Source organism: Ochrobactrum sp. Q0168 (genome assembly GCF_016427605.1).
GTDB lineage: Bacteria > Pseudomonadota > Alphaproteobacteria > Rhizobiales > Rhizobiaceae > Brucella.
On sequence record NZ_JAELXQ010000017.1, the window covers coordinates 14,913 to 41,119 of the forward strand.

The window sequence follows — 26,207 nt, forward strand, 5'->3', positions numbered from 1 at the left end:
TTTAAAACAAGAGTTAAATTGTCCTGTTTATCCATCATTTATCGACGCAAAGCACCGAGAGATATCAGGACTTTGAGATAAGTCTCTCAACATACCAGGAGCCGCCGTTGATCATTCGCCTCGCCACACTCAATTTTGCCCCAAGGGCCGCAAAGGACAGTCACCGCGTGTGACTGTCCTGAAGTTAAGGGTTACGAGACTCCATTGGTCTTCACAGAAAGCTCTCCAGAATTGGCTTCCACTCGCCATCCTGATTGTCGAACTGCGGAATATGCGCGAGGCTGTGAAGCAGCTTCACGTCGTCGCCCAGTGTTGCCTGCCAGTCCCTGGCTTCGGTGAGGATAACGCCAAGGCCGACGACCTCGCCGCCTGCCTTGCGCACCAGCTCGACCGAACCCTTGAGGCTCGAACCCGACGCCACGACATCGTCCACCACGACGACGCGCTTTCCCTTGAGAAGCGGGATTGCCTGACGGTCGAGAAGCAGACGCTGCTCGCCCTTGGAGGTGATGGAGGAAATCGTCTGCACCAGCGCATCGCCAAGATGGATTTTCGGCGACTTCTGCAACACGACATAATCGTCGAGACCAAGCGCGCGCGACACTTCAATCGCGACCGGAATGCCAAGCGTTGCCGCGCCGACGATCACATCGGGTTTCAGCGGAGCCAGCTTTTCGGCCAGCGCCTTGCCCACATGCTCACCGAAGCGAACACCGAGATCGATAACCATCATCAGGGAAATGGCGAAATTCGGATTGATCGGCACAATCGGCAGATCGACCTTGCGGCCTGCCACATCGACGGTCCAGACCTGTCCATTCCCGGAAAGTTTCGTGTCTTCAGTCATCGTTTTATGTCCTTGGTATTGAGCCGTGATTCGACCAGCAGGCCGACATTGCGCCATGTGGTGCGCTTGCGTTTGGTGTCGAAGCCGTAAATGGCGAGCGAAAGCGAAATGGCATGCGCCATGCGGATTGCCTGCACCAGAAGCGGAACACCGCGCGCCAGCGCAAAACGCAGGCGCATGGGGAAGGATACGTCATCGATTTCCATGCCGCGGGCGCGCTGGGCGTCCGCGATACGTTCGAAATCCTCGCGCAGCATCGGAATGATGCCGAAGGTCAGCGACAGCACCAGCGTCACCATGGGCGGCAGACGCGCAGCGCTTGCCGCCGCCAAAATGGAGCCCGGCGTGCTGGTTTCCATCACAAAATAGAAGGCCGCCGTTGTCGTCACCAGTCGCGCCGCCATACCGGCGGCAATCGGCAATGTGTCCACGAAGGCCATGCCTTGCAGCACGAGATTGAGAATCCAGCTCGCCATGACGAGCAGCGTCAACAGCATCGCGCCTTTGAGATAGCCGCGCAGGCCCGGCACCTTGACCAGCACCAGAAAGCCGACCGTCACCAGCGCCAGCGGCACGCCATAATGCCAGCCGGGCACCAGCCAGGCCGCAAGCATAACCAGAAAAGCCGCGACAAGCTTCACGAAGAAGTTCAGTTCGTAGAAGATTTTCATGCGGCTTCTCCCGTCTCGACGACACGCGGCTTGGGCCAGCCCAGTGCGCCATAGGCATCGGACGCCCAGGACGCATCCACATCGCCATCGAAAGTGACATGGCCGTTATCGAGGATCATGACACGGGACGACACATCGTCCACCAGTTCCAGATCGTGCGAGATCAACATCACGGCACGGTTTTCGCTGAGCGTGGTTTCGAGGAACAGTTCCAGCATACGGCGACCGTTGAGATCGCGCGCCAGAAGCGGCTCATCGAGAATGGCAACCGAAGCGCCCGCCGCTTCCGCACAGGCGAGACCAAGCAAGGCCTGCTGCCGCGAGGAAAGCGCAAACGGGTTGGTTTCCTCGTGACCGCCCAGACCATATTTGTGCAGGCAAGCGGTTGCGCGGGCGGTGATCGCGTCATCCTTCGGCACGCGGGTTGCCGCTGTGATGGCGAAGACCACCTCTTCCAGCACCGTCATGTTGAACAGAATCCGGCGCATATTCTGCGGCAGATAAGCAACCGAACGGGCACGCTTTGCGGCAGTCCACTTGTCGGCATTCTCGCCGCCAATGGTGATTGAACCGGCCGCAATTTTCTGAAGCCCCAAAATGGACTGGAACAGCGTAGTCTTGCCCGCACCGTTCTTGCCAATCAGACCGACAACCTCGCCCGCCCGTATCTGGAAATTCACGTTTTCAAGAACCGGCTGTCCGTCACGGCGCTGAAGCTGCGTCTTGATGCCCGACACGGAAACGAGCACCTGACCCTCGGCTTTGCCACAAGCAAGGCGTTTGCGCACCGCCACAGGCGGCAGAACACCCGCATTTTCCCAGGCTCCGGCATCATTGATGATGGAAGCAAGCGGCACGACGGGCGCAAGCTTGCCGTCCTTCACCAGACCGACATCGGTGACGACGGCCTGCAAGGAGGCAGGATCCTGTTCGGCAATCAGCAGGGCCGGAATTTCCGCGCCGAGCTTTTTGAGAACTCGCACGAGGCGCTGACGCGCGGCCGGATCAAGACCCGTGGTCGGCTCGTCGAGGATCAGGAGCTTCGGCTCGGCGGCCAGTGCGGCAGCCATGGCCACCATGCGCCGCTCGCCGCCCGAAAGGGTCAGCACGCGACGGCCACGCAAAGCGTTCAGTTCAAGCTCGTTGAGAAGATCGTCGATCCGCGTACGGACGGCGTCTTTGGCAAGGCCGCGATTTTCCAGCGGAAAGGCAATCAGGTCTTCGACGCTGAGATCCCAGAGCTGGTCTTCCACATTCTGCGACACCACGCCGACCGTGCTGAACAGCTCATCCTTCGACATGGAAGAGATGGGCTTGCCGTTCAGCGTCACCTCGCCGCCGAAAACCTGCGGGGTGATCAGACGCGGCACGATGCCGGATGCGGCGTTGAGCAGCGTCGTCTTGCCGCTGCCGCCTGCGCCGCAGACCAGAAGGCGTTCGCCGTCACGGATATTGATGCTGGCCTCGGCGATTGCCAGAACGGAATCGCCAAAGCCCACTTTAACATTCTGCAGTTGGAGCACTTTTCCGGGCCCGTTCTCAGAAACGCGTGAAACCGGACGGATGCGCGCCCTTGAGAATCTTCAGGGCCGGAACGACCAGCAGCGGGGTGCCGATCAGCATCGGAACGATATCGGAAAGACCAAGATACATGACGGCCCACCAGAACGGGAAAATGCCGAGATAAGCAAGGCTTGCCGAAACGGCGGCAACCATCAAGAGGCCAACAATCAGGCAGGTCGCTGCAATTTTAATCAGCGTGGCGCGGTTGAAGATCGTGGTTTTCGGATCGAACAGAATGCCGGGGATCAGGCCGGTCAGGCCAACCATGATGCCGTCGATGAGCAGCGAATGCGCAGGAATGAAGGTGCCGGCGAGCAGCGACCAGATGATCGTGCCGAGATAGCCGCAGATGAAGCCGCTCTTGCGGCCCAGAAGAATACCGACCAGCGGCGGCAGGAAAGCAAAAATGCGCCACTGGATCACACCCGGAACCAGCTGGATCGGATTGGCATAAGCCCAGAGAACGCCGGTTGCCGCAGCGGCAACGATGGAAAGAACGATCGGAAACAGTGTATTTCCGTCGTTGTGGATGGTGGTTGTGTTGGACATTGTCGTATTCCCGTAAAGTGTCTCCCGTCTGCATGAAGCAAAAGCCATGCCGCTTGGCTGTCGCAGCGGGCGAAAGAGACTTTAATTGTAATGGCGTGAGGCTATCCTGTCGGCATTTCTGTAGCGATAAAACACTTCTGGCAAAAACACCCGGCCTTTCGAAGAGTCAAGTGGGGTCACGCCTGTAAAGCAAAGAGTCACATCATACTGGACGTCGCCCGAAGAAAAACACTGTTGCGACGTGCTCAATGTTAGTCTTACCATCCGGAAAGGGTCGCTGGCCTGGCGATCTCTGCTGAGCCGAACCAGCAACAGATTCTGAATTTATAGAATGTCGGAAGGCATTGATTGGTTGATCTGCTCAGAGGGCGTCGACAGCATCTCATAAAGTAATTTGTTGACTTGACATGAGCGCTTTCGAAAACAATTCTCTTTTTTAGATATGATTGCGGTTATAGCACTCGACTCGTTCCGATTATCTGCTTATTGATGAGGAATTGATTTGGCCGCGCGTAAATAACTCTGCCCGATGCCTGTTCCCGGATGCCACCGCGATGCGGGCATGACGATATTCAGCTGTAGAATACAAGTTTCTTGTTTTCATTGGGGTTCCTGGATGGTCAACCGGACATATAATCGAATCCTCGCCAGCTCTGTGACTATCGTCATGATACAAGCCGCCCTCGGTCGCGCTGTTCCAACCCTGGCGGTTGCCGGATTAGCGACACTTGCCGGAGCGGTCTTTCCCACGATTGCCGAAGCAGCGTGTTTCAACGTCACACGGAACATGGCCATTACAGGCTCCACGACTGCGGAAGGACAGCCCGACGAAGGCGAGACCATTACCTGCGATGCGAATGCGCCCAATCCCTTCACATACGGGGTTATCGCGACGACCGGTCAGGACAACATCACGGTAACGATTGGTGCTGGCGCGATCATCAATCCGCCGGGTTCCGGCGTTCTGCTCGACGATTATGCCAATGCCGTCAACAACGGCACGATTACGACCACGTCGCTGAATGGCTTTGGGATGTCGAAGCAATATCAGGGAACGCTCACCAATAACGGCACGATCACCACAACCGGCCAGACAGCGCATGGCATGCGCTCATTGGGCGGCTTCGGGTTTCTGACCAATACCGGTGCAGTGAATGTGAGCGGTTTGAATGCCTATGGTGTTCTGGCAGGCGTCAACGAAACCGTCGTCAATTCCGGCACGATCACCGCTTCCGGGAATGGCGGCAACGGCGTTTATATGCTGGGCGGTACAGTCCTGACGAATACCGCAACCGGCGTCATTACTAGCACACTGGCTACCGGTGTTCTCGGTGCCGGCAGTCGTTATACGGTGAGCAATGCCGGTATCATTACGGGCGGTAACGGCACGGCGATCAGTCTGGCGGGTGGTGTCAATACCATCAACGTGACGGGCGGCGCTATCACCGGCGACGTACTGACCGGAGCTGGTGTCGATACGTTGAACTGGATTGGGGGCGGCATGATTGCCGGGGAAATCCACCTGAATGGCGGCGACGATGTCGCAAATCTGGAGAACCTGACCAAAGCCACAGTCCAGCCGACTACAGTGATTGATGGCGGTCTTGGCACGGATACGCTCACGCTGACCAATGTGCAGACATCGCAGCCTGAGCGTTTCATCAACTGGGAAAGAGTTAGCCTTTTGACCGGGTCGCAACTGACCATGGGTGGTGACCTGATACTTGGCGACGCCGAAACAAAGACGGGCACACTGACTATCGATAGCACCAGCTCGGTCATCGCGAGCGGTGGAAGCTACGCCATCTCGCCGAGCGTTGCAGGTTCTGCTGTCGAGGTCGACAATGCTGGTCTGATCGATCTGGTGGCCGGTGGCAGCTCGGTGGGTGATTACCTTACCATCAACGGCAACTATACCGGATCGAACGGCGCGTTGCGGCTCAATACAACATTGGGCAATGATAGTTCCGCAACCGATATGCTCATCGTCACAGGCAATAGTGCTGGCAGCACGCTGGTGGACGTCATCAATGTGAACGGCACAGGCACCGTCACCACGGAAGGCATCCGGATCATCAGCGTTGGCGGCGCTTCCGATGGTTCATTCACGCTTCTCGGTGACTATGAATTCAATGGCGATCCAGCTGTTGTTGCGGGTGCCTATGCCTACAGGCTCTATAAGGGTGGTGTCTCGACGCCGAATGACGGTGACTGGTATCTCCGCTCGACAATGAGTCCGGTGGAGCCTGAACCGGAACCCGGAAACCCTGAACCTGAGCCGGGGCCGGGGCCGGAGTTGCCGTTGTACCAGCCGGGTGTACCGGTTTACGAGGCTTACCCGCAGCTGCTTTTGGGTATGAACGGTCTTCCGACGCTGCAACAGCGCGTTGGTAACCGATATTGGAGCCATGCAGGCAATGTCATGCTGTCGGAAGGCGCGGACCCAATTGGTTCGCCTTACGCGCCGCCGCAGGAAACGGGCGTTTTGATCGAAAATAATGGCGTGTGGGGCCGCGTCGAAGGCGTACACACAAATATGTCGCCGCTTTCGTCGACATCGGGAACCGATTACGATTTCAACACGTTCCGCCTTCAAGCCGGGCTCGACGGTCTTTTTGTCGAAAATGAAAGCGGCAAGCTGATCGGTGGTTTGACTGTGCACTATGTGCACGGCAAGGCCAAGACGCGCTCCATTTATGGCGACGGCGAAATCTCTACGGATGGCTACGGTTTTGGCGGCACGCTGACATGGTATGGAGAAAGTGGTTTCTATATCGACGGTCAGGCGCAGGCCACTTGGTATGACAGCGATCTGGCTTCCACGCTTGCCGGGGTGGGTCTGTCGGACGGCAATAACGGGTTTGGCTATGCACTCTCGCTGGAAAGCGGCCAGCGTGTGATGCTGAACGAGCAATGGTCCGTCACGCCGCAAGCACAGCTCGTTTATTCGAATGTCGATTTCGACAGCTTCAATGATGTTTTTGGCGCGCAGGTGAGTCTTGACCGAGGCGATAGTCTGCAAGGTCGCCTTGGCTTGAGCATTGATCGGCAGAACTCTTGGTACAACGATAGTGGCCTAATCGACCGAACCTATCTCTACGGCATCGCCAATCTCTATTATGAGTTTCTGGATGGAACCAAGGTGGATGTTTCCGGTACCGGATTTACCAGCCGTAACGACCGGTTTTGGGGCGGCATCGGGCTTGGCGGCAGCTATAATTGGAATGGCGACAAATATTCGCTCTATGGCGAAGGTTCGATCAACACGAGCCTGGCTAATTTTGGCGACAGCTATGCCTATAAGGGAACTGTGGGTTTCCGCGTGAAGTGGTAACTGGAGCATTGTTCTTGTACGATCGAGCCGCAAAGGTCTCGTTGCGGCAGCTTTTCATGCGCTGAACTTTTGCGGTGGCCATTTGTAGCACCTTCAGATAACGAAGGCTGCGGCTGTATGCGAGGCTGGAAGTGAACACTTTTGCGACAGACAGTTATCTTGGCTGGCAATATTCGAGGAAGATTTGGCGACAATTGTCGTTTGGTAGGTCGCCTTTTCTTTAAAGTAAAGTGCGCTTGATAAAGATCTCATAAGATTTCAAATCATACAATCTATCTCAACTATAACCAGTTGAGTATGCTATTGCTGAAGCGCGATAGCCAACAAGCTGTTGCGCATATTTCAAGTCAGCGCATTCAGCATTCCCTCAAATTCGAGAAGCCACCAGGTTATTCGAACATTCAGCCATGATCATCGAGTTCATCTGAGTGTGCGTTGTCACGAAATACGACATTTGCCGTATTGTTGGCCCTTTGCCGTTAGCGTAGATTTTATATTTAATTGATTCAAGCAACCAGCTTTTTGTGGCTGTGTTTTTGGCTTCGAAAGGCATAAATCTCTGCCGTTTTTAGAACTGGCGTATTGATTTTAAGCTAATACTGGAACATATTCTCCAGCTGGGCTGCCGAATTTGCCAGTTTTAAGCAATAGCAGTCAAGTTGAGGGAAAATCCAGACTTAGTAATGAAGTGTCGTGTGACACGTCATGAATAATCTCGTACGCGTGACCGCAGCGTACAGAGATTGTGGGGCAGTAGCGGTACCGGGTGGGACCGTCATGAAAATCGGGAAGCGTGCGCGTGGACATCGGTCGTCGGCGGGTCTGCCGGTGCAGTTTGCGGTTATGGCAGGTATTTACCTCGCCGTTGGCAGCTCGACAGTTTTTGCTGCCGATCCGCCCGAACCGTCAAAAACATCATCCGTCAATCAAGAAGTGACAAACCCTATAACGGGGTTAAAAACAACCGTCACTGCATTGATCGTTGACCCGGCGGGAACTGCGACCGCTGGAACGACCGCATTTGTTCAGACTGACGATGGCTATACATTCCTGGTGAAAGCCCCTGGTGAAGTCTTCTATAACAACGACACGCCGGACCCAGTCGCTTTTGTGGTTGTCTCTATTGCCGACAATAAAGCTGTAATTTCGAGTGCAGAAGCGGCAAGTAACATAGAAATCCCGCTTGGCCAAGCGACCGCAATTTTTAATGAAAATTTTAACAGTGCTGGCACTGACGGAACGCTCATTCCGCCTGTCGATGTGAATGGGCCAAATGGCGTCAAACAAGTCGTTTACGGCAAAAACGGCAAGAACGGGCGAGCAGGGGCGCTCTTCGTTCCTCCGTCCTCGGGTGGCGATGGCGCGACCGGACCAACCAACGTTCAAACCTTGACCACAGATGTCAACGCAACCTCCAATGTGGGGTGGGAAGTCGGCAGCGTTGGTGGCAATGGTGGCAAAGGCGGTAATTCCTACGGCAGTTTCTGGAGCGGCCGCGACGGAGGCGACGGCGGTGCTGGCGGTACCGTTATTGCAACACAAGCCGCATCAAGCACGATTCAGACAAGTGGCGACAATCATTATGGCATATTTGCCTATAGTCGCAGTGGCGAAGCCGGAGATGGTGGCGGCGGTTATGTCGCGCCCAGCGGGGGTGCTGGCGGACACTCCTCCGACGGTGGACATGTCACTGTGAACCAGTCGGGTGCCATTTCTACTCGTGGAACGAATGCTCACGGTATTTATGCGCTGAGTGTCAGTAATAATGGCGGTAACGGCGGCGATCAGTGGGGCCTTGTCGGGACAGGGGGTGGTGGCGGGTCAGGCGGCAGCGGTGGGCAGGTCGACGTCAAAACCTTTGCCGGTGCGACGATCCTTACAGAGGGTGGCTATTCGAATGGTATCTTTGCGCAGTCCATTGGTGGTTCGGGTGGATCTGCGGGCGCAAGCAGTAACCTGTTGGTTTCGTTGATAGGCAGTGCTGACAATGGTGGTGATGGGGGCGAGGTTAAAGTCACGAATGGCGGCACCATAGAAACGCACGGCGTGGCTTCACGCGGGATCATGGCGCAGTCGATTGGCGGTGGCGGCGGTGCTGGCGGTACGGCGGCAGGTCTGGTCGCGCTGGCGCTTGGCGGCGTGGGCTCTAATGGCGGTTCCGGTGGCACTGTCAGCGTGAGGAACGAGGGAACGGGGTCGATCTATACGAAAGGCGATCTCGCCGATGGCATCATGGCGCAATCCATTGGCGGTTCCGGCGGCCAGGGGACAAATGCCTATGGTCTGGTGAGTATCGGCGGAAACGGTTCGAAGGGCGGTAGCGGATCGGACGTTTCTGTCAGCAATATTGGCCGGATCGTCACCGAAGGCGATGGCGCGCGGGGGATAATCGCGCAGTCGATTGGCGGCGGTGGTGGTGATGGTGGTTCAACCGGAGGTATGGTCTCGGTTGGCGGCAGCGGTAGCGGCGGTGGGGACGGGGCAGCGGTTAGCGTAACCAATGACGGCGTCATCATGACCAGCGGACAGGATGCAATGGGCATCATTGCCCAATCGATTGGCGGCGGCGGCGGTAATGGCGGCTCGTCTGGCGCAGTCGGTGCGTTTGCTGGTGTGGCGGTTGGCGGCGCAGGCGGTAATGGCGGCGCAGGCGATCAGGTCAAAGTGACGCTTTCCAACACAGATGCCAGCCAGCCTTCCCGGATTGTGACGACTGGTGACCGGTCGACCGGCGTCATTGCCCAATCGATCGGCGGCGGCGGGGGCAATGGCGGCGGTGCTGTCAGTGTGGCAGTCGGTGCTTTTGGTGCCGCTTCTATCTCCGTGGGCGGATCGGGTGGTGTCGGTGGCGACGGTGGAACAGCGATATTGGCTGGTAGCGGTGATGCCGCTGTCCAGACCGCTGGTGCGGACGCGGCAGGCATCATACTGCAATCCGTCGGTGGTGGTGGTGGTAATGGCGGTTACGCGATTTCAGCCGCCGCCTCTGGTGGCCTGGCTTCTGCATCTCTGGCAATCGGTGTCGGGGGATCGGGCGCCGCAGGCGGTCATGGCGGTCAAGTCCTCGTCGGCACCGTCGATGGGAGTGGCAATCTGGTCGCTCCGGGCTTCTCGGGCAGCGTTGTGACCACGGGAGAGCGTTCCGCCGGTATGATTTTCCAATCGGTTGGGGGCGGTGGCGGTAATGGTGGTCTCGCCGTGGCTGCGACAGCTGGCGGATCGTTGATCGCTTCCGGCAATCTATCCGTGGGTATCGGCGGCTCAGCGGGCGCTGGCGGCAGTGGCGGATTGGTTCGTGTTTATACGGATGCCGATATTACGACACGCGGCAACAGCTCGTCCGCTCTGCTTGCTCAATCCATCGGCGGCGGCGGTGGTAACGGCGGCGGTAGCATTGCAGGCAGCGTCGGTGGCAGCGCAGGCGTTACAGTCAATGTCAACGTCGGTGTTGGCGGAAGTGGTGCCGGCGGCGGTACCGGCGGGGCAATTGACCTGATCGCCGGTGGTGACCTGATCCGCACGACGGGTCAGTTCTCGACTGCGGTTGTTGCCCAGTCAATCGGCGGTGGCGGCGGCAATGGTGGCTATTCAATCGCAGCGGGGCTTGCGGGTGGTGGCGGCGGTGCCGGAGCAGTCAGCGTCGGCGTCGGCGGTTCGGCCGCTGGCGGCGGCAATGGTGGTGGGGTGAATGCTCGGGTGGATGCCGTCGTTGCAACGGAAGCGGACGATTCCGGTGCAATTTTGATCCAGTCGATCGGCGGTGGCGGCGGGAATGGAGGGTTCTCTGTTGCAGCGAGTGGGGCCGGCGCTGGTGCTGGTGCGGGCGCGGTGTCTGTCGGGCTTGGCGGTTTAGGAGGCGCTGGCGGCGATGGCGGTGCGGTAACCGCCCATATCAACAACGATGTGGGAACCCAAGGTGAACGCGCGGCTGGCGCTGTAATCCAGTCAATCGGCGGCGGCGGCGGTAATGGAGGGTTCTCTGTGTCGGGGACCTTGTCTGGAGCAGGGGCTGGAAGCGGTTCCGTTTCGGTAGGGCTTGGCGGCTCAGGCGGCAGCGGCGGCGACGGCTCCACCGTCACTGCAACCGTCGATGGAAACGTAACGACGGAAGGCAAAGACTCCACGGCCATTCTGGCGCAATCCATTGGCGGTGGCGGCGGCAATGGCGGGTTTAATGTTTCTGGTGCCTTGAGTGGTTCGGGCGTCGGCAGCGGTGCTGTCAGCGTTGGATTGGGGGGTAGTGGCGGCGGGGGCGCAAAGGGCGACACAGTCACTCTCACAACCAACGGCTATGTATGGACGCAAGGAGATCGCTCTTCAGGCGTTGTCGCGCAGTCCATCGGCGGTGGCGGCGGGAATGGGGGGTTCGACGTCTCTGGTTCGATTGCCGGGGCTGGGACAGGGACCGGAACGGTCAGCGTTGGGCTCGGCGGTGATGGTGCGGGTGGTGGTAACGGCGGCGTAGTCAACGCGGCATCGAACGGAGAGATCCTGACGGAAGGCTTTGCGTCATCTGGCTTCGTTGCGCAGTCTATCGGCGGCGGTGGCGGTAATGGCGGTTTCAATGTCAGCGCCGGGCTGTCCGTCGCAGGTGTTGGAGCAGGGTCAATCGGTGTTGGGCTTGGCGGTAGTGGTGCTGGCGGCGGCAACGGTTCGACGGTAACCGCCCATACGTCCGCGAATATCGAGACGCGCGGCGATGCGTCCACGGGTGTTCTGGCGCAGTCGGTTGGCGGTGGTGGCGGTAATGGCGGTTTCAATATCACGCCAACGGTATCCGGCGCAGGTACGGGATCAGGTGCGATCTCGGTCGGTCTGGGTGGTAGCGGTGCAGGTGGCGGTAATGGTGGCACGGTCGACCTGACGGTTGAAAATGATGTGCTAACTCATGGTGCCCAATCGGCGGCGGTTGTCGCACAATCGATTGGCGGTGGCGGTGGCAATGGCGGGGTTAATGTGTTCCCTGCTGGGACGGGTGCAGGAACCGGGTCGGGTGCGGTCGGTGTCGGTCTCGGCGGTAGTGCGGGAGCAGGCGGCACAGGCGGCACAGTTGGCAGCAAGGTCACGGGCAATCTCACGACTATTGGCGACAGCTCGACGGCTCTGCTTGTTCAGTCGCTTGGCGGTGGTGGCGGTAATGGCGGCATGAATGTTTCGGCGACCGTTGCAGTCGCGGGAACAGGTGCCGGCGGTGCGTCTGTCGGCATCGGCGGTTCCGGCGGCGCCGGTGGCGCTTCGGGCAATGCGACGTCGGTTCTCACCGGTGACGTCATCACAGAAGGCAATGGTTCTGGCGGCGTGGTCGTCCAGTCGCTTGGCGGCGGGGGTGGTAACGGCGGCCTCAATGTATCGGGAACAGTGACAGCAGCCGGTACAGGCGCTGGCGGTGTTGCCGTTGGACTAGGCGGCAGCGGTGGCGATGGCGGCAATGCGGCCAAAGCAGACAGCACGATCAATGGCAATGTCCAAACGTCAGGCGATGATGCGAGCGGTGTGGTCGTCCAGTCCGCCGGTGGCGGCGGTGGCAATGGCGCAATCAATATCGCCGGTGTCGTCAGCCTCTCAGGCAATGGATCGGGCGCGGCCAGTATCGGCATTGGCGGCTCGGGCGGCGGGGGCGGCGACGCCGGAATGGCTTCTGGGAAAATGACCGGAAATGTCTTCACCCAAGGTGATCGTTCGGCTGGTGTGGTGGTGCAATCGCTTGGCGGCGGCGGCGGCAATGGCGGGATCAATGTTTCCGGTGCCGTGAGTTTGGCCGCACAAAACAGCGGTGCCGTTGGCATTGGTATTGGCGGTTTTGGCGGTGACGGTGGTCACGCAGATATCGCAACCAATAGTTTCACCGGTGACGTTGTCACGTTTGGCGCTGATTCAACCGGTGTGCTGGTTCAGTCGGTTGGCGGCGGCGGTGGTAACGGCGGCATCAACATCAGTGGCGCGGTCAGTATTGCGGGCAATGGTTCAGGTGTTGCAGCTGTCGGTATTGGTGGTTTCGGCGGTTCTGGTGGATACGCTGGCGATGTAACTGGCAGCTATTCAGGCAATGTCTTCACGTTCGGCGACCGTTCGTCGGGTGTTGTCGCGCAAAGCCTTGGCGGCGGTGGCGGTAACGGGGGTATCAATATCTCCGGCGGCCTTTCGGTCGCGCCGCAATTTTCCGGATCCCTTGGATTGGGTATCGGCGGTTTTGGTGGCGATGGCGGTGTTGCAGGTTCCGTTGACCAGACGGTCATCGGCTATGTGCAAACACTGGGCGAGGACTCTATCGGTATTCTCAGCCAAAGCCTTGGCGGTGGTGGCGGCAATGGCGGTCTCAATGTCAGTGGCGCTATTTCCTTGTCGCGTCAAACAAGTGCAGCTGTAGCGCTTGGTCTGGGCGGGTTTGGCGGCGCGGGTGCCGATGCAGGTGCCCTGACGGCGTCGAATGTGACCGGCGGCGTCCTTACCATTGGCGACAGAAGCTCGGCCATCGTGACGCAAAGCCTTGGCGGCGGCGGCGGTAACGGAGGGATGAACGTCTCCGGCACTGTCAACCTTACGCAACAAAGTGGCGGAGCGGCATCGCTCGGCCTGGGCGGGTTCGGTGGCGGCGGCGGCAATGCAGGCGATGTCACGAGCAAGGTACGCGTTACGGCTGCCCATGACAACATCACCACAATGGGTGATCAGAGCATCGGCGTGATGGCACAGTCGGTTGGCGGTGGTGGCGGTACGGGCGGCCTGAATGTTTCAGGCGCAGTCAGCATCACGGGGCAATCTGGCGCGGCTGTATCGCTTGGTCTTGGCGGATTTGGCGGCGCGGGCGGCAATGCCGGGGCCGTTGATCTTGATGTCATTGGAACGGTCAATACATTCGGCGACCGGTCTACCGGCCTGATGGCTCAAAGTCTCGGCGGCGGCGGCGGTGTCGGCGGCACCAATGTTTCCGGCTCACTGGCTTTGACCAAGCCATCTGGATCGAGCACGATCTTTTCGGTTTCCGCTGGTGTCGGCGGATTTGGCGGTGGCGGCGGCGATGCGGGCGCAGTCAGTCTTTCTTATACTGGCGCGCTGACCGCTTTGCCGCGCACCATCAATAGTGATGGCAGTGTCACGTTCAATGAAACGCAAGGCGCAGATGGTCTGGTTGCGCAATCGATCGGCGGCGGCGGCGGTGATGGCGGCCTCAATGTCAGCGGTGGCGTTGCAATCAGCAGCAAGCCCGGCGAAGGCCAAGCAGACAACAGCAAATCCTACGGTGTGCTGATCGGCGTTGGTGGTTTTGGCGGTATCGGCGGGGATGCGGGTACGGTCGATGTCAATGTCGGTGATGGCAGCACCATCCTTGCCCATGGTACGGGACGTTCGGGCATCCTTGCGCAGTCCGTGGGTGGCGGCGGTGGCAATGGTGGTATGAATGTTTCTGGCGGCATAGTGTCGGATACATCGCTGATCGTCGGTGTTGGCGGCATGGGCGGCAATGCGGGCCGCGCGGACAATGTTAGTGTTACCGCACGGGCCGACATTCAGGTCACAACGGATCCAAGCGACTTCGGAAAGCCGACTGACCAGAGCTTTGAAACTAAACTGCGCGATGTGTTGGGTAATTCGGTGGTCGACACCACGGCAGGATTGGTCGATTCATTCGGTCTCAAGACACTTTTTGTCGATCTTGGACTGTTTAAGAGCGATGAGAAACTGCCTGACACAGAAGGTTCAGCTGGCATTCTGGCGCAATCCATCGGCGGCGGCGGCGGCAACGGTGGGCTGAACGTCTCAGGCGGCATCGCGCTCAGCAAAGACGGCAAAATCCCTTCCATTACATTCGGTGTTGGCGGATCGGGCGGTGCAGGTAACGTATCGGGCGATGTCAGCGTTGACCATGAGGGCACCATTGCGGTCGAGGGTAACTGGAAGCATGGCATTCTTGCGCAATCTATCGGCGGCGGCGGCGGTAATGGCGCGCTCAATGTCAGCGGACAGTTGAACTGGGGCAGTTCCGACAGCTCCGGCGGCGCAACCGATCTCAGCATTGTTGCAGGTCTTGGTGGCTATGGCGGCGTCGGCGCAGATGCTGGCAATGTTGATGTCACTTCAAACGGCGACATCTCGACCAACGGCTATCATTCCCGCGGTATCTTTGCCCAGTCCGTCGGCGGCGGCGGCGGTACCGGTGGCATCAACGTAACCGCAGTTGCGACCAAGGATAGCACGCCGGTCGGTATCGGCATTGGTGGTACTGGCACGAGCGGCGGTAATGCGGGCAATGTGAGCGTCACACGAGGAACTTCCCTCCAGTCGGCGGGGCTGATCCTGACCGATGGTGTTGGTGCGCATGGTATCGAGGCAAGCAGTATTGGCGGCGGCGGTGGCGATGCCGGGATCAACGCAGTTCTCGGTATAAGCAGGACCACGGGTTCCGGCAGTAATAGCGGATCGGCAGGCGACCGCAAGGAAACTGTCAATGACGGTGTGGATTCGTCAGCGGTTACCGGCATTACGGACACGCTTGATAAAGCCGAAACCTCGACCGGTGGCGGCGGCAGCGGAAGCAATAAAACCGTCAATTCCGCAATCATCGCGGTCGGTGGGTCGGCGGGTAATGCTGGCAATGGCGGTCAGGTGGATATCAGCCATTTTGGCGATATTGTTACCCTTCAGGACGGAAGCTACGGCGTTTTTGCACAATCGCTTGGCGGCGGTGGCGGTAACGCCGCATTTAATGCCGGGTTGGTCTTTGAAACGGGAGATGCTTCCAAAAACAAAGGCTTCGGCATGGCTATCGGCGGCGGTACAGGCGCTGGTGGCACAGGCGGCAATGTTACGGTCGATAATACCGGCGTCATTGATACATCTGGAGACGACGCGCATGGCATATTTGCCCAGTCGGTTGGCGGCGGGGGCGGTAATGCCGGCTATAATGTGCTCTCCACAGGTGGCGAAGATGGCAATATCGGCATCACCATTGGCCGTGTTGGCGGTACTGGCGGTTCTTCCGGTGATGTTACAGTCAGAAGCGACAGCCTGATACGCACACAAGGCGATCGCTCACATGCCCTGTTTGCACAATCCATCGGCAATGGTGGCGGCAATTCCTCGGCAACATCGGTTTCCTTGACGACACCGAAAGATGGCGACAAGACCGGCAGCAGTTTCTCGGTCAGCGTTGGTCTGGAAGGCGGTCAAGGCGGCACTTCAGGCAATGTGTCGGTCGAAGCCAATGGCTTGTTGTACACGCTTGGCGACGACTCGCACGGCATTTTTGCGCAGTCAGTTGGCGGCGGCGGCGGCAATGGCGGCGGAGCAACCGGCTCGGCCGGGAAGGCGACGTCTTATTCATTGAATATTGGTGGTACGGGCGGAAGTGGCGGCACGTCAGGCGATGTCGATGTGGTCAGCACTGCCCGTATTGCGACTGAGGGCGGCGGCTCCATTGGTATTCTGGCCCAATCCGTTGGCGGTGCTGGTGGTACAGGTGGCTATGCAAAGGCGGGCACATCTCCGCTTGATATTATCAAGAACCTGGTTAAAGGCACCGAAATCGGGACAACAACCTCGATGAATATTGGCGGTTCTGGCGGCGATGGCATGTCCTCGGGGGATGTCACCGTCGCAAATAACGGCGTTCTCACCACCCTTGGAGATGCCGCTCATGGCATCATGGCGCAATCCGTTGGCGGCGGCGGCGGCAAAGGCGGCTTGGTCGAGAACACGATTGTCAATCTTCGCTCGACCATTGCCAGCACGTCGACACTTGCAATTGGTGGTACCGGAGGCACGGGTGCTGTTTCCGGCAATGTCAGCGTTACGAATACGAGCGATATTGGTACTCAGGGCAAACAGGCGGCAGGCATTTTTGCCCAAGCTGTTGGCGGCGGCGGCGGTGACGCGCAGCATGTTCGCAACATCATTGCTGGTAGCGACGCCGATAACAGCACGCGCAATGCGCTGTTGATCGGTGGGGCTGGTGGTACTGGCGGTGCCGGTGGCACTGTGGACGTTTTCAACGCCTTTGACGCTAGAATTATAACCGATGGTGACGAAGGCCACGGTATCTTCGCCCAATCAATTGGCGGCGGCGGCGGTAATGGTGGTGAGGTTCTTTCCGTTACGGTCACCAAACCTGCCAGCACGGCCAATGCGGAACAGGGCTTGCAGCTTGGAATCGGCGGCGCTGGCGGTATGGGCGGTACCGGCGGCGCGGTCAATGTCGTCAATGACGGCCTCATCGTTACCCGTGGCGACAAGGCACATGGTATTTTGGCCCAGTCTATTGGGGGCGGCGGCGGCAATGGTGGTTACTCGATAACCGGCAGCCTCGCCCTGCAAAAAGGAACAGAAGCCAATCCCACTATGGCACTGAATATCGGCGGTTCTGGCGGCAGCGGTAACGCGGCTGGCGATGTCACAGTTACCAATACTGGCGAAATCAGCGTATCGGGCGCACAGTCTTATGGCGTGCTGGCCCAATCCGTTGGCGGTGGCGGCGGCAATGGCGGCATGGCGGTTGCATTGTCGCTTAATGATCTGGTCAATCAGGCGAGGGGGCAGTCCTACTCCAAGATCGCTATTGGCGGTGCAGGCGGCGATGGCGCAGACGGTGGGAATGTCACGGTCAACCACAGCGGCACGATCCGCGTCAGCGGCGAAAAGAGCTATGGTATTTTCGCGCAGTCGGTCGGTGGCGGCGGCGGCAATGCTGCGCTTTCGATTTCCACTCCGGCTGTTATGGCGGCCGATTATGTCATCTCGACAGTGCTTGGCGCACGCCTTGGAGCACAAGGCACTGCAGGCACAGTCACCGTTAACAGTACCGGTGACATCATTGTCAGCGGTGCGGGCAGTCAGGCCGTATTCAGCCAATCGGTGAATGGCGGCGGCGGCAATGTGGATACATTCCTCGATTTCGCGGCGGCGTCTGAAGAAGGCGCGGGCGGGTCATCTGTGGCGTCTTTGAGCAGCTCGTTGTCCCTGGGTGGCAATGATGTGGACGGAAATGCGGGGGCTTCGGTAAACCAGACGCACCACGGTGATATCGTCACCACGTCTGATCGTTCGGCGGGCATGTTGCTCCAGAGCATCGGCGGCGGCGGCGGTATGTCGACGACGACAATCGGTTCGCTCAGCACTGGTGATATCGCTCTGAGCGCGATGCTCGGAGCGATCAACACGGACGATGCTTCAGGCGGCGATCTGGTTGCCAATCGTATTGGGGATGTCACGACACTCGGCAATCTTTCCAGTGGCGGTCTCGCGCAATCTATCGGCGGCGGCGGGGGGCGCATGATTGTTGCAGGTGCATCGGGTAGCGGAAGCTCCGGTCAGCGCAATGCAGTGGTTACGCTCGGCGCAGATCCTTCCTTCCGCAACAATGGCGGCGATATCACCCTAAACCTGAGCGGCACAGTCAGCACCCTGGGTGATAATGCCAGCGGTCAAATCGTCCAGTCCATCGGTGCGGGCGGTGGTGAAGTCTATCTGACCAGCCTCGATCAGGCCACGATTACCCTTGGCGCAAGCGATGGTTCAACCGGCGATGGCGGAGCAATAACCCTCCAGAACAGCGGCGATATCACCACGACGGGTGACCAAGCCCACGGCTTTGTGCTGCAAAGTATCGGCGGTGGCGGCGGTCTGGTCGGCACGGATCTGGCGCCGTCGGCAGTCAATCTGCTGCTGTCGGATAATAACGGCGGTAGTGGTGGCGCTATCGACTTCACCAACAGCGGCAACGTTATGGTGATGGGTAAGGACGCTATCGGCATACTGGCGCAGAGCCTCGGTGGTGGTGGCGGCAGTGTTGACGGCTTGTTCCATGGTAGCGCCGGCGGCACAGGCCGCGGCGGAAGTGTCACCCTCGACCTGACAGGAAATATTCTGTCGCTTGGTGAGCGCGGCATTGCCGTCCTGGCTCAATCCGAAGGCAAGGACGGCGCAGGTGATATCGATATCGCACTGAACGGTGTTATTGTCGGCGGTAGCAACGGGCAATCTACCGATAGTCTTGCCGCTGAGACCGCTGCAATCATGATCGATGGCGGGGTGGCCAATACGTTGTCGCTTTCTTCCGACAGTTTCTTGATGGCGCTCAATAATCGTATCATCAGCGGAGGTGGCGGTTCTGAACAGGTGACACTCAATGGTCGTGCGGTTGGCAATATCGATCTCGGTGGTGGCACCAACAGCATGACGGTTCGGCCAGGTGCGACCTTCTACGCCCAAGATGAAGTTAATCTTGGCGCGTCGGGTCAATTAACTATCGACGGCAATCTTTCTCTGGGTGGCGTCGCTTATTACGTGCCAAATACGGCGTTGAGCGCCCGTATGGCGGCGTCGGATCTGCAAGTGACTGAGAATGTCAGCCAGACGACAGCGGTTAATGGCTCTCTGACATTCGGCAGCACGGCGGCCTACACCGCAGATGTCTATTTCCGTCAGGATACAGCCGCTGGCGGCGCGAGCGACCTGATCAATGTCACCGGCAATGCTACCATTGCCGGTACAGTGAAACCGGTGCTCCATCAGCTGGACCGTTTACGTCCGCTGGTGCTCGTCGATGCAGGCGGGACAACCGCGAATGCCGGCACTACCGTACTTGGTACAGCTGTGATGAGCTATGAAATCGGGTTGAATGGACCGACTGGTGACGGCAGCACAATCGACCTCATCCCGCATGCCGATTTTCAGATGCCCGGGATGAACCGCAATCAGACCAAAACCGCAGAACACATCGCACGGGTTCTGTCGGGACAGGGCTCAACCAGTATGGGGCCAATGTTCGCCCTGATTGCCAACATGCAGACTAGTACCGAAGTGCTCAATGCGGTCGACAATCTTGGTTCGGAGGACTACGCGACCACGCAAGTTGACGCCTTGCAGTCTGGTTATCGCTTTGCACGAACCATGGCTGATTGTGGTTACGACAATTTTGCAGCGCGTATGGGAGATGAACATAGCTGCTACTGGTTTACGGGCAGCGCCAGCACGTTGGATCGGGACCCGTCGTTCCAGTATAGAAGCTTCGATACGCAAACCGCCGGTCTGTATGCCGGTGTTCGTATGCCGCTCAAAGAAAATCTCTATCTGGGTTTCGGAACGGGCTTCGAAGATTTCAGTCTGACGAGCGGAGACCGCTTTTCGGCAGACGGGCAGCGCGCAATGCTGGGCGTATCTCTGTCGAAGTATAAGGGTCCGTGGGAGCTTTATGGCATTCTCAATGGTGCGACGGCGCAATATGACAGCACACGTCTGATCGATATTTATGGTGCTTTGCCCGGTGGAGATCTCGTAATCGGGGGAACGGCGACGGCGAAGCAACGGATCAGTCAGGCTAATTTTAGACTCGGATCCGCCTATCACTATCGACCCGATGGTGGTCCTGTCTATCTGCGCCCCGCATTTGATTTCGACGCCAGCTATCTCTATTCGGGCAGCGCTTCGGAAAACGACACCAACTTTGGATTGGAGCTGGACAGCACGGGGCAATGGGTCTTGGCGGCAACGCCATCACTTGAAGTGGGCGTCGATACACAGATCAGCAGCACGTTGTGGATGCAGGCTTATCTGCGCGGTGAGGTCAGCTTTGCTAATAAGAATGACGTCTTCATTAACGCAACCTTCGCCGGTGCGAGTAGTGCAGACGGTACGTTCCGCAATTATAGCCAGACGGGCGATCTGACCGGACGTGTGGACACTGGTCTGACATTCTACGATGCCAACAACACCACACGTTTGACCTTTGGCTATCAGGGCCAATGGAGCGACGACACCGTTGGCCACACGGCCACCGTGAATCTGGGCCTGCGTTTCTAGAATATTCGTTAGAGAAGAGAGACCATGAACCGACTGACTGCAACGATGATCGCTATGTCTGCTATGATGAGCTGCGGTTCTGCTGCTGCCTTGGCACAGGTCCCGCCAGCCGGAGCCAGCGATACGCAACAAGCCGACCAAAACGCCGCTTCTGCGGCACCGCTTTGGCTGATGTCATGCTCTAATCAGTTGCAGCCGGAACAGCTGCTATGTGAAGTTTCGCAGAGCATCGTGATGCGGCAAGGTAATCAGAGCCAGCGAGTGGCGACCGCGTCGTTCACTCGCGTTGCCGGTAAACCTGAAACCGCAGCTGCATTCACTTTGCCCTATGGTGTCAGCTTGACCGATCCGGTCAAAATTCTGATTGATGAGAAGCAGGTGGGCTCGCTCACATGGCAAAGCTGCGATGCGGGCGGCTGCTATGCTGACGCGAAGGTCGATGCTCAATGGCTGAAAGCGCTGCGGGATGGAAAGACCATGACAACGGCGCTCAAGTCACGAGATGGGCGGGATCTGGCATTTTCATTCCAGCTCAACGGCATTTCAAAAGCTGAAGCTATGTTGCCATAGTCTTTTCTGTCTAAAAGAGGATAAGCTCGCGCAGGTGCAGCGGTTGAAATGGCGCTTTCCAGACGGCAGGCCGATGATGATCCTGAATCGATTAACATGCCCAATTTGACAAACCTTCTATAGCCCCGGAGTTCGAATGAGCTCGAACAGTCCGGGTTGCGAATGTAGTCGGCAGCGAAATCCCTGACTGGCAATCTGGTTTATGAATGTTCCCGCATATGTCTCGCGTAACAATGTGCGATATTCGCGATTTGCATAAGGTACATCGAATTTCCGTTCGATTCGCCGATGAATAAACGCCTTTGCGGCGATAATTCAGTTCTCTAACGTTAACGGGTGACGTTTATGCCAGGCTGTTGCCAATTGAAAAGCGTGCCCCGCTCTGAGCAATATATCTTCGCCAAATGCGGGCCCGATCAGCTGAATGTTGATTGGCATACCATCGCTGTGAGAGCCGCCGGGCACTGATAATACCGGGTGCCCTGACATCGTAAAGGGACACGTGAACCGATGAATGCCTGAAATAAGCTCGTCCGTAAAGTTCCGCATCATGGAAAGTGTGGGGGCAGAAAACGCCATTGCTGGTGAAAGCACAAGATCGACTTTTGCAAACAGTGCGTCGAATTCGTTTCGGAAGAGAGCACGGCGGTTTATGGCTTTTTGATAGTCTGTACCTTTAAGCGCTCGGCCTCTTGCCACCAGCTCGCGCAAGGACTGACCGATGGCGTAGGGCGTTTCGTCGAATACTTTGTCATGCACAAGTGCATTCTGAACTGCGCAGATATCGAACCAATCCCAGATGATCTGCGACGTATCGGGCACCTTTATTTCGACCAGTTTGGCGCCGAGCTCGCGCAACACATCTGCGGTGGACTGAAGCGCTTGGATATGCTCCGCATCTGTCCCCAAGGATGAGAATGCCATGTCAAAACCGATGCGCAGACCTTTGATGGAATCGGTGATCCCAGCAAGGTAGTCCGGGACAGGCTGTCGCGATGAAGTAAGATCGGCAGAATCGTGACCTGCTATAACACCGAGGATAGCAGCTGCATCAACCACATTACGCGTGATCGGTCCGGCATGGTCGAGCGATCCGGCTAGTTCATAAATGCCAGCCCGGCTCACACGCCCCCAACTTGGCTTCAGGCCGGTTACTCCGTTCATTGAGGACGGGATCCTGATCGATCCGCCGGTTTCTGTGCTCAGCGCGGCGCAGAACAGGCCCGATGCTACCCCCACAGCACTTCCGCTGGAGGAAGCTCCGCACCAGCGGTCAGGGTTCCATGGGTTGATCGGTGTGCCATAAGGTTCGTGATGCTCCGCATAAGCGCCTTCAGTAAGATTGGTCTTGCCAAGGATAACTGCCCCGGCATCAATCAAACGCTCGGTGACTGTAGAATTCGAAAACGCTTTGGCGTTGCGTCGCAGCGGTAATCCCGCCGTCGTTGGTGTATCCTCAAGATCATAGAGATCTTTGAGCGCTATGGGCACGCCGTGCAATAGGCCTTTGCGTCGACCGTTGGCAATATCCCGGTCAGCAGCGGCGGCTTGCCGGAGTGCAAGTTCGGGCGTCTCGGTTATGAAGGCTTTGAGATGTGAAAGCGCCTCACAACGGGCGATTTGGTACTGCGTCACCTCAATAGAGGATATTTCGCCACGAGCAATCAAATCGCTCGTTTCGACCAGCCCCATATAGTGCAGATCATCCTTCGTCATGACTTATCTTCAGCGCTTGAGTACATAGCCTGCGACTTCTCTGTCCCAGGCGGTCGCTGTGATACCAGTCTGCCTGAGTAGCGCTTTACGAATCTTGCCATTTTCGGTCAGCGGCAGTTGGCTCACGATGTCGATGAAGCGTGGAACGGCGAAATAGGCAAGTCTGCTATTGCAGAAATCCACGATATCGATCGGATCGATCCGGTTCCCGGTTTCCGGCAGGATCGCCGCCATCACCTCGTCTTCCCCAAAGTCAGAAGGAACGGCATAAACGGCGCAGGATGAAATCGCCGGGTGTGACAGAAGCACCTGCTCGACCTCCCATGACGAGATATTCTCGCCGCGACGACGAATTACGTCTTTCATCCGGTCGATAAAACGGTAGTTGCCATCAGGATCGCGGGCAACGCGATCTCCCGTGTGGAACCAGAGATTGCGCCATGCCTCCACGGTTTTATCCTGCATACCAAAATAGCCGGTGGCAAAGGCGAAGGGTTCATCAGCGCGAAGAAGAAGCTCGCCCGGTTCGGCCTCGGGAACATCTACGTCATCTTCATCGACAATGCGCGCGTCAAAGCCGGGGCAGAGGTAGCCCATCGTGCCTGGCTTTGCCGGGGGAATGTTGCTAGCGAAGACGAAGTTAGTTTCGGTTGAGCCATAAGCGTCAAGGAGCGGTACACCGAACCGTTCCAAAAACGGCTTGTGAAAACGCTCAGGCACGCCGCCGCCGAGAGCCGTGCGCATTGAATGCTGGATATCGGAATCTTCCGGTGGTCGTGAGAGAAGTATAGCCGCCATGGCACCGAGAAAATAGCCGATGGTGGCTTTGTGATGCTTCACCGCTTTCCAATAGCCGGAGGCGGAAAACTTCGGCTCCAGCACATAGGTCGACCCCGTGAGCAACGCCTGCCAGAAACAATTGAGCGCATTGGTATGGAAGAGTGGCAAAGTTGTCAGCAGCACGTCGTCTTCGCGTATTCCCAACCCACGCGCGGTCCCCACGCCCCACCAGAATAACTGGGCTTGCGGGCAGCAAACCCCTTTGGCTGGGCCAGTCGTGCCGGAGGTATAAAGAATGGCGCAGGTGTCCCCCGGTTTTACCGCATGTGGAGAAATTGAAGCGGGGAATTCAGGCAGCGCGCGCGCGGGCATTTCCCCCACCACATCTACGGCGCCACCAATCGTCCAGATTGTCTCCACGCTATCTAAAGCCTCCGAAAGTTCATCAAAGACTGTGGCGAAAGCGGCCTCAACGACGAGCAGTCGCGCGCGACAGTTCACGAGGATGTGCTGTAACTGGCTCCCACGCGAGGCTGTGTTGATTGGCACCATGATCGCTCCGATCCAGGCGCAGCCAAGAAAGACCGCCAGGAATTCAGATCGGTTGGAACAGAAAATTGCCACCCGGTCGCCTGCAACGATACCAGCGGATGCCAGTAGCGCGCCAGCGCGTCCGGCGATATCGCGGGCGTCATTATAGGTCCAGACGGTGTTGCCGAGAACAGCAAGCCGCCGGTCGTGGTAACGTTCCGCCTGCTGGATCAAAATTTGCGGCAGGGTGCGCTGCTTCGGTCCGAACCGCTCCACAATCCCCTCGATGAATGGCTGGACGGTGATGTCGCGCGCTGAAGCGCTCATTGAATTTGATGACATTTAGAGCGAAACCACCGCAGCTTTGATACGGGTATGGTCAAGTACCGATTGCTCGCCCAAATCGTGTCCGACGCCCGAATTCTTGGTGCCGCCAAAGGGTAGCGCCGTATCGAGTACGTTATGGACATTGACCCAGATGTTGCCAGCTTTGAAACCGCGGATGAACCGGTGCACGCGACTGATGTCACGGGTCCAGATACTGGCACCGAGCCCATATTCGGAATCATTGGCCAGCTTGAGAGCCTCGGCTTCATCGGTGAATTTCGACGCTACAAGAACCGGACCGAAAATTTCCTCTTGAACCACGCGCATATGTTGGTTGGTGTTCACCAACACCGTTGGTTTAACATAACTGCCCGCATGATCGACCGCTTCGCCACCTATCAACACAGATGCGCCCTCGCGTTTACCAGTTTCGATATAGCTGAGTACGCGTTCCTGTTGCGCGCGATTGACCAGAGGCCCCATCTGGCTTTGTGGATCGAGACCGGGTCCAAGCCGGATGGAGCGGGCGATCTCCGCTACTCCTTCGAGTACCTTATCGAAAACTGCTTCATGCACATAGAGCCGTGACCCGGCACAACAATTTTGACCATGATTGCCGAAGATTGCCCAGGCCGCGCCAGGAATGGCTTTTTCCAGATCTGCATCAGCCATAATGACGACCGGCGATTTGCCACCAAGTTCCAGATTGTACTTTTTGAAGGTCGCTGCCGCGTGTGAGGCAATCAGCTTGCCAGTCGCAGTCGAGCCGGTGAAGGAGATTTTATCGACGCCCGGATGTTTCACAAGTGCGGCTCCCGTGTCGGCGCCGGAACCGGTGACCACATTGAGAACACCTTCCGGGATGCCGGCCTCAAGCGCGAGATCGGCAAGGCGAAGCGCAGTCAGCGGTGTCGGCTCTGCAGGCTTGAGGACTATCGTGCAACCAGCGGCCAAGGCGGGTGCGATTTTCCACACGGCCTGACAGAGAGGAACGTTCCATGGCGTAATGCCAGCGACAGTCCCGATGGGCTCGCGCTGGGTAAAGGCGAAGAACTCGCCCTGCGGCATGTAGGGCGCGGAAATATCGACGGTGCGCCCCTCAATCTTCGTTGCCCAGCCCGACATATAACGCAGCGTATGAGCAGAAAATTCAACGTCGAAGAGACGGGTATTGGCGATCAACCGACCGCTGTTAATGGTTTCCAGTTCTGAAAGTTCACGGCTATTGTGTTCGATCAGATCGGCCAGCCTAGACATGGCGAGCGCTCGTTCGTGAGGTCGCATGCGCGACCACGGACCATTTTCCAGCGCGTGGCGGGCTGCGCCGACTGCCGCGTTCACGTCTTCGGCTGTAGCTTCTGGCACATATCCGACCGTGTCACCGGAACTAGGGTCGACCATCGGAATGGTTTTCCCACCGGAGGCGGCAACAGTGCGCCCGCCGATGCGAAGACCATGTTGCTGACGCAGAAACGCGCGACTTTCGGCTCCGAGAAGATTTAAATCGTTACTAAGCGCATTCATT

Annotated in this window: 10 protein-coding genes; 3 read left to right on the forward strand and 7 right to left on the reverse strand. The window is 57.9% G+C overall.

Annotated features, from left to right (window positions below; genetic code table 11):
* Window positions 1-211: 211 nt before the first annotated feature.
* The 4 genes from JAU75_RS20235 to JAU75_RS20250 are packed head-to-tail and all read right to left on the reverse strand — an operon-like array spanning window position 212 to window position 3,630.
* Complete coding sequence (locus JAU75_RS20235; RefSeq protein ID WP_199058285.1) at window positions 212-847, reverse strand: phosphoribosyltransferase family protein; 636 nt, start codon at window positions 845-847, stop codon at window positions 212-214.
* On the reverse strand, window positions 844-1,518 hold the full coding sequence (locus tag JAU75_RS20240) for an energy-coupling factor transporter transmembrane component T (protein ID WP_199058287.1): 675 nt from the start codon (window positions 1,516-1,518) through the stop codon (window positions 844-846). Before JAU75_RS20240 ends, JAU75_RS20235 begins: the two co-directional genes overlap by 4 nt.
* A complete protein-coding gene (locus JAU75_RS20245) occupies window positions 1,515-3,017 on the reverse strand; it encodes an ABC transporter ATP-binding protein (protein WP_371836215.1) in 1,503 nt (500 codons plus the stop codon). Before JAU75_RS20245 ends, JAU75_RS20240 begins: the two co-directional genes overlap by 4 nt.
* A gap of 40 nt (window positions 3,018-3,057) precedes the next feature.
* Window positions 3,058-3,630 (reverse strand): aminotriazole resistance protein, encoded by a 573-nt coding sequence (locus tag JAU75_RS20250; RefSeq protein ID WP_199058297.1) that lies wholly within the window; start codon window positions 3,628-3,630, stop codon window positions 3,058-3,060.
* A gap of 667 nt (window positions 3,631-4,297) precedes the next feature.
* Here JAU75_RS20250 and JAU75_RS20255 point away from each other — a divergent pair.
* From JAU75_RS20255 to JAU75_RS20265, 3 genes are all read left to right on the forward strand, one after another.
* A complete protein-coding gene (locus JAU75_RS20255; protein WP_247880562.1) occupies window positions 4,298-6,964 on the forward strand; it encodes an autotransporter outer membrane beta-barrel domain-containing protein in 2,667 nt (888 codons plus the stop codon).
* A gap of 777 nt (window positions 6,965-7,741) precedes the next feature.
* The gene (locus JAU75_RS20260; protein WP_199058299.1) at window positions 7,742-20,758 is read left to right on the forward strand and encodes an autotransporter outer membrane beta-barrel domain-containing protein; all 13,017 of its coding nucleotides are present in this window, start codon (window positions 7,742-7,744) and stop codon (window positions 20,756-20,758) included.
* A 24-nt stretch (window positions 20,759-20,782) separates the two neighbouring features.
* Window positions 20,783-21,328: an invasion associated locus B family protein gene (locus JAU75_RS20265; protein WP_199058301.1), complete on the forward strand. Its 546-nt coding sequence runs from the start codon at window positions 20,783-20,785 to the stop codon at window positions 21,326-21,328.
* Between the two features lie 315 nt (window positions 21,329-21,643).
* Here the strand turns inward: JAU75_RS20265 and JAU75_RS20270 are convergent, their stop codons facing one another.
* Genes JAU75_RS20270 through JAU75_RS20280 form a run of 3 tightly spaced genes read right to left on the reverse strand, consistent with a single transcriptional unit; the run spans window position 21,644 to window position 26,206 of the window.
* The gene (locus JAU75_RS20270) at window positions 21,644-23,044 is read right to left on the reverse strand and encodes an amidase (RefSeq protein WP_199058303.1); all 1,401 of its coding nucleotides are present in this window, start codon (window positions 23,042-23,044) and stop codon (window positions 21,644-21,646) included.
* Window positions 23,045-23,053: 9 nt separating this feature from the next.
* Complete coding sequence (locus tag JAU75_RS20275; protein ID WP_371836216.1) at window positions 23,054-24,697, reverse strand: ATP-dependent acyl-CoA ligase; 1,644 nt, start codon at window positions 24,695-24,697, stop codon at window positions 23,054-23,056.
* Window positions 24,698-26,206 (reverse strand): aldehyde dehydrogenase, encoded by a 1,509-nt coding sequence (locus JAU75_RS20280; RefSeq protein WP_171319548.1) that lies wholly within the window; start codon window positions 26,204-26,206, stop codon window positions 24,698-24,700.
* Window position 26,207 lies beyond the last annotated feature (1 nt).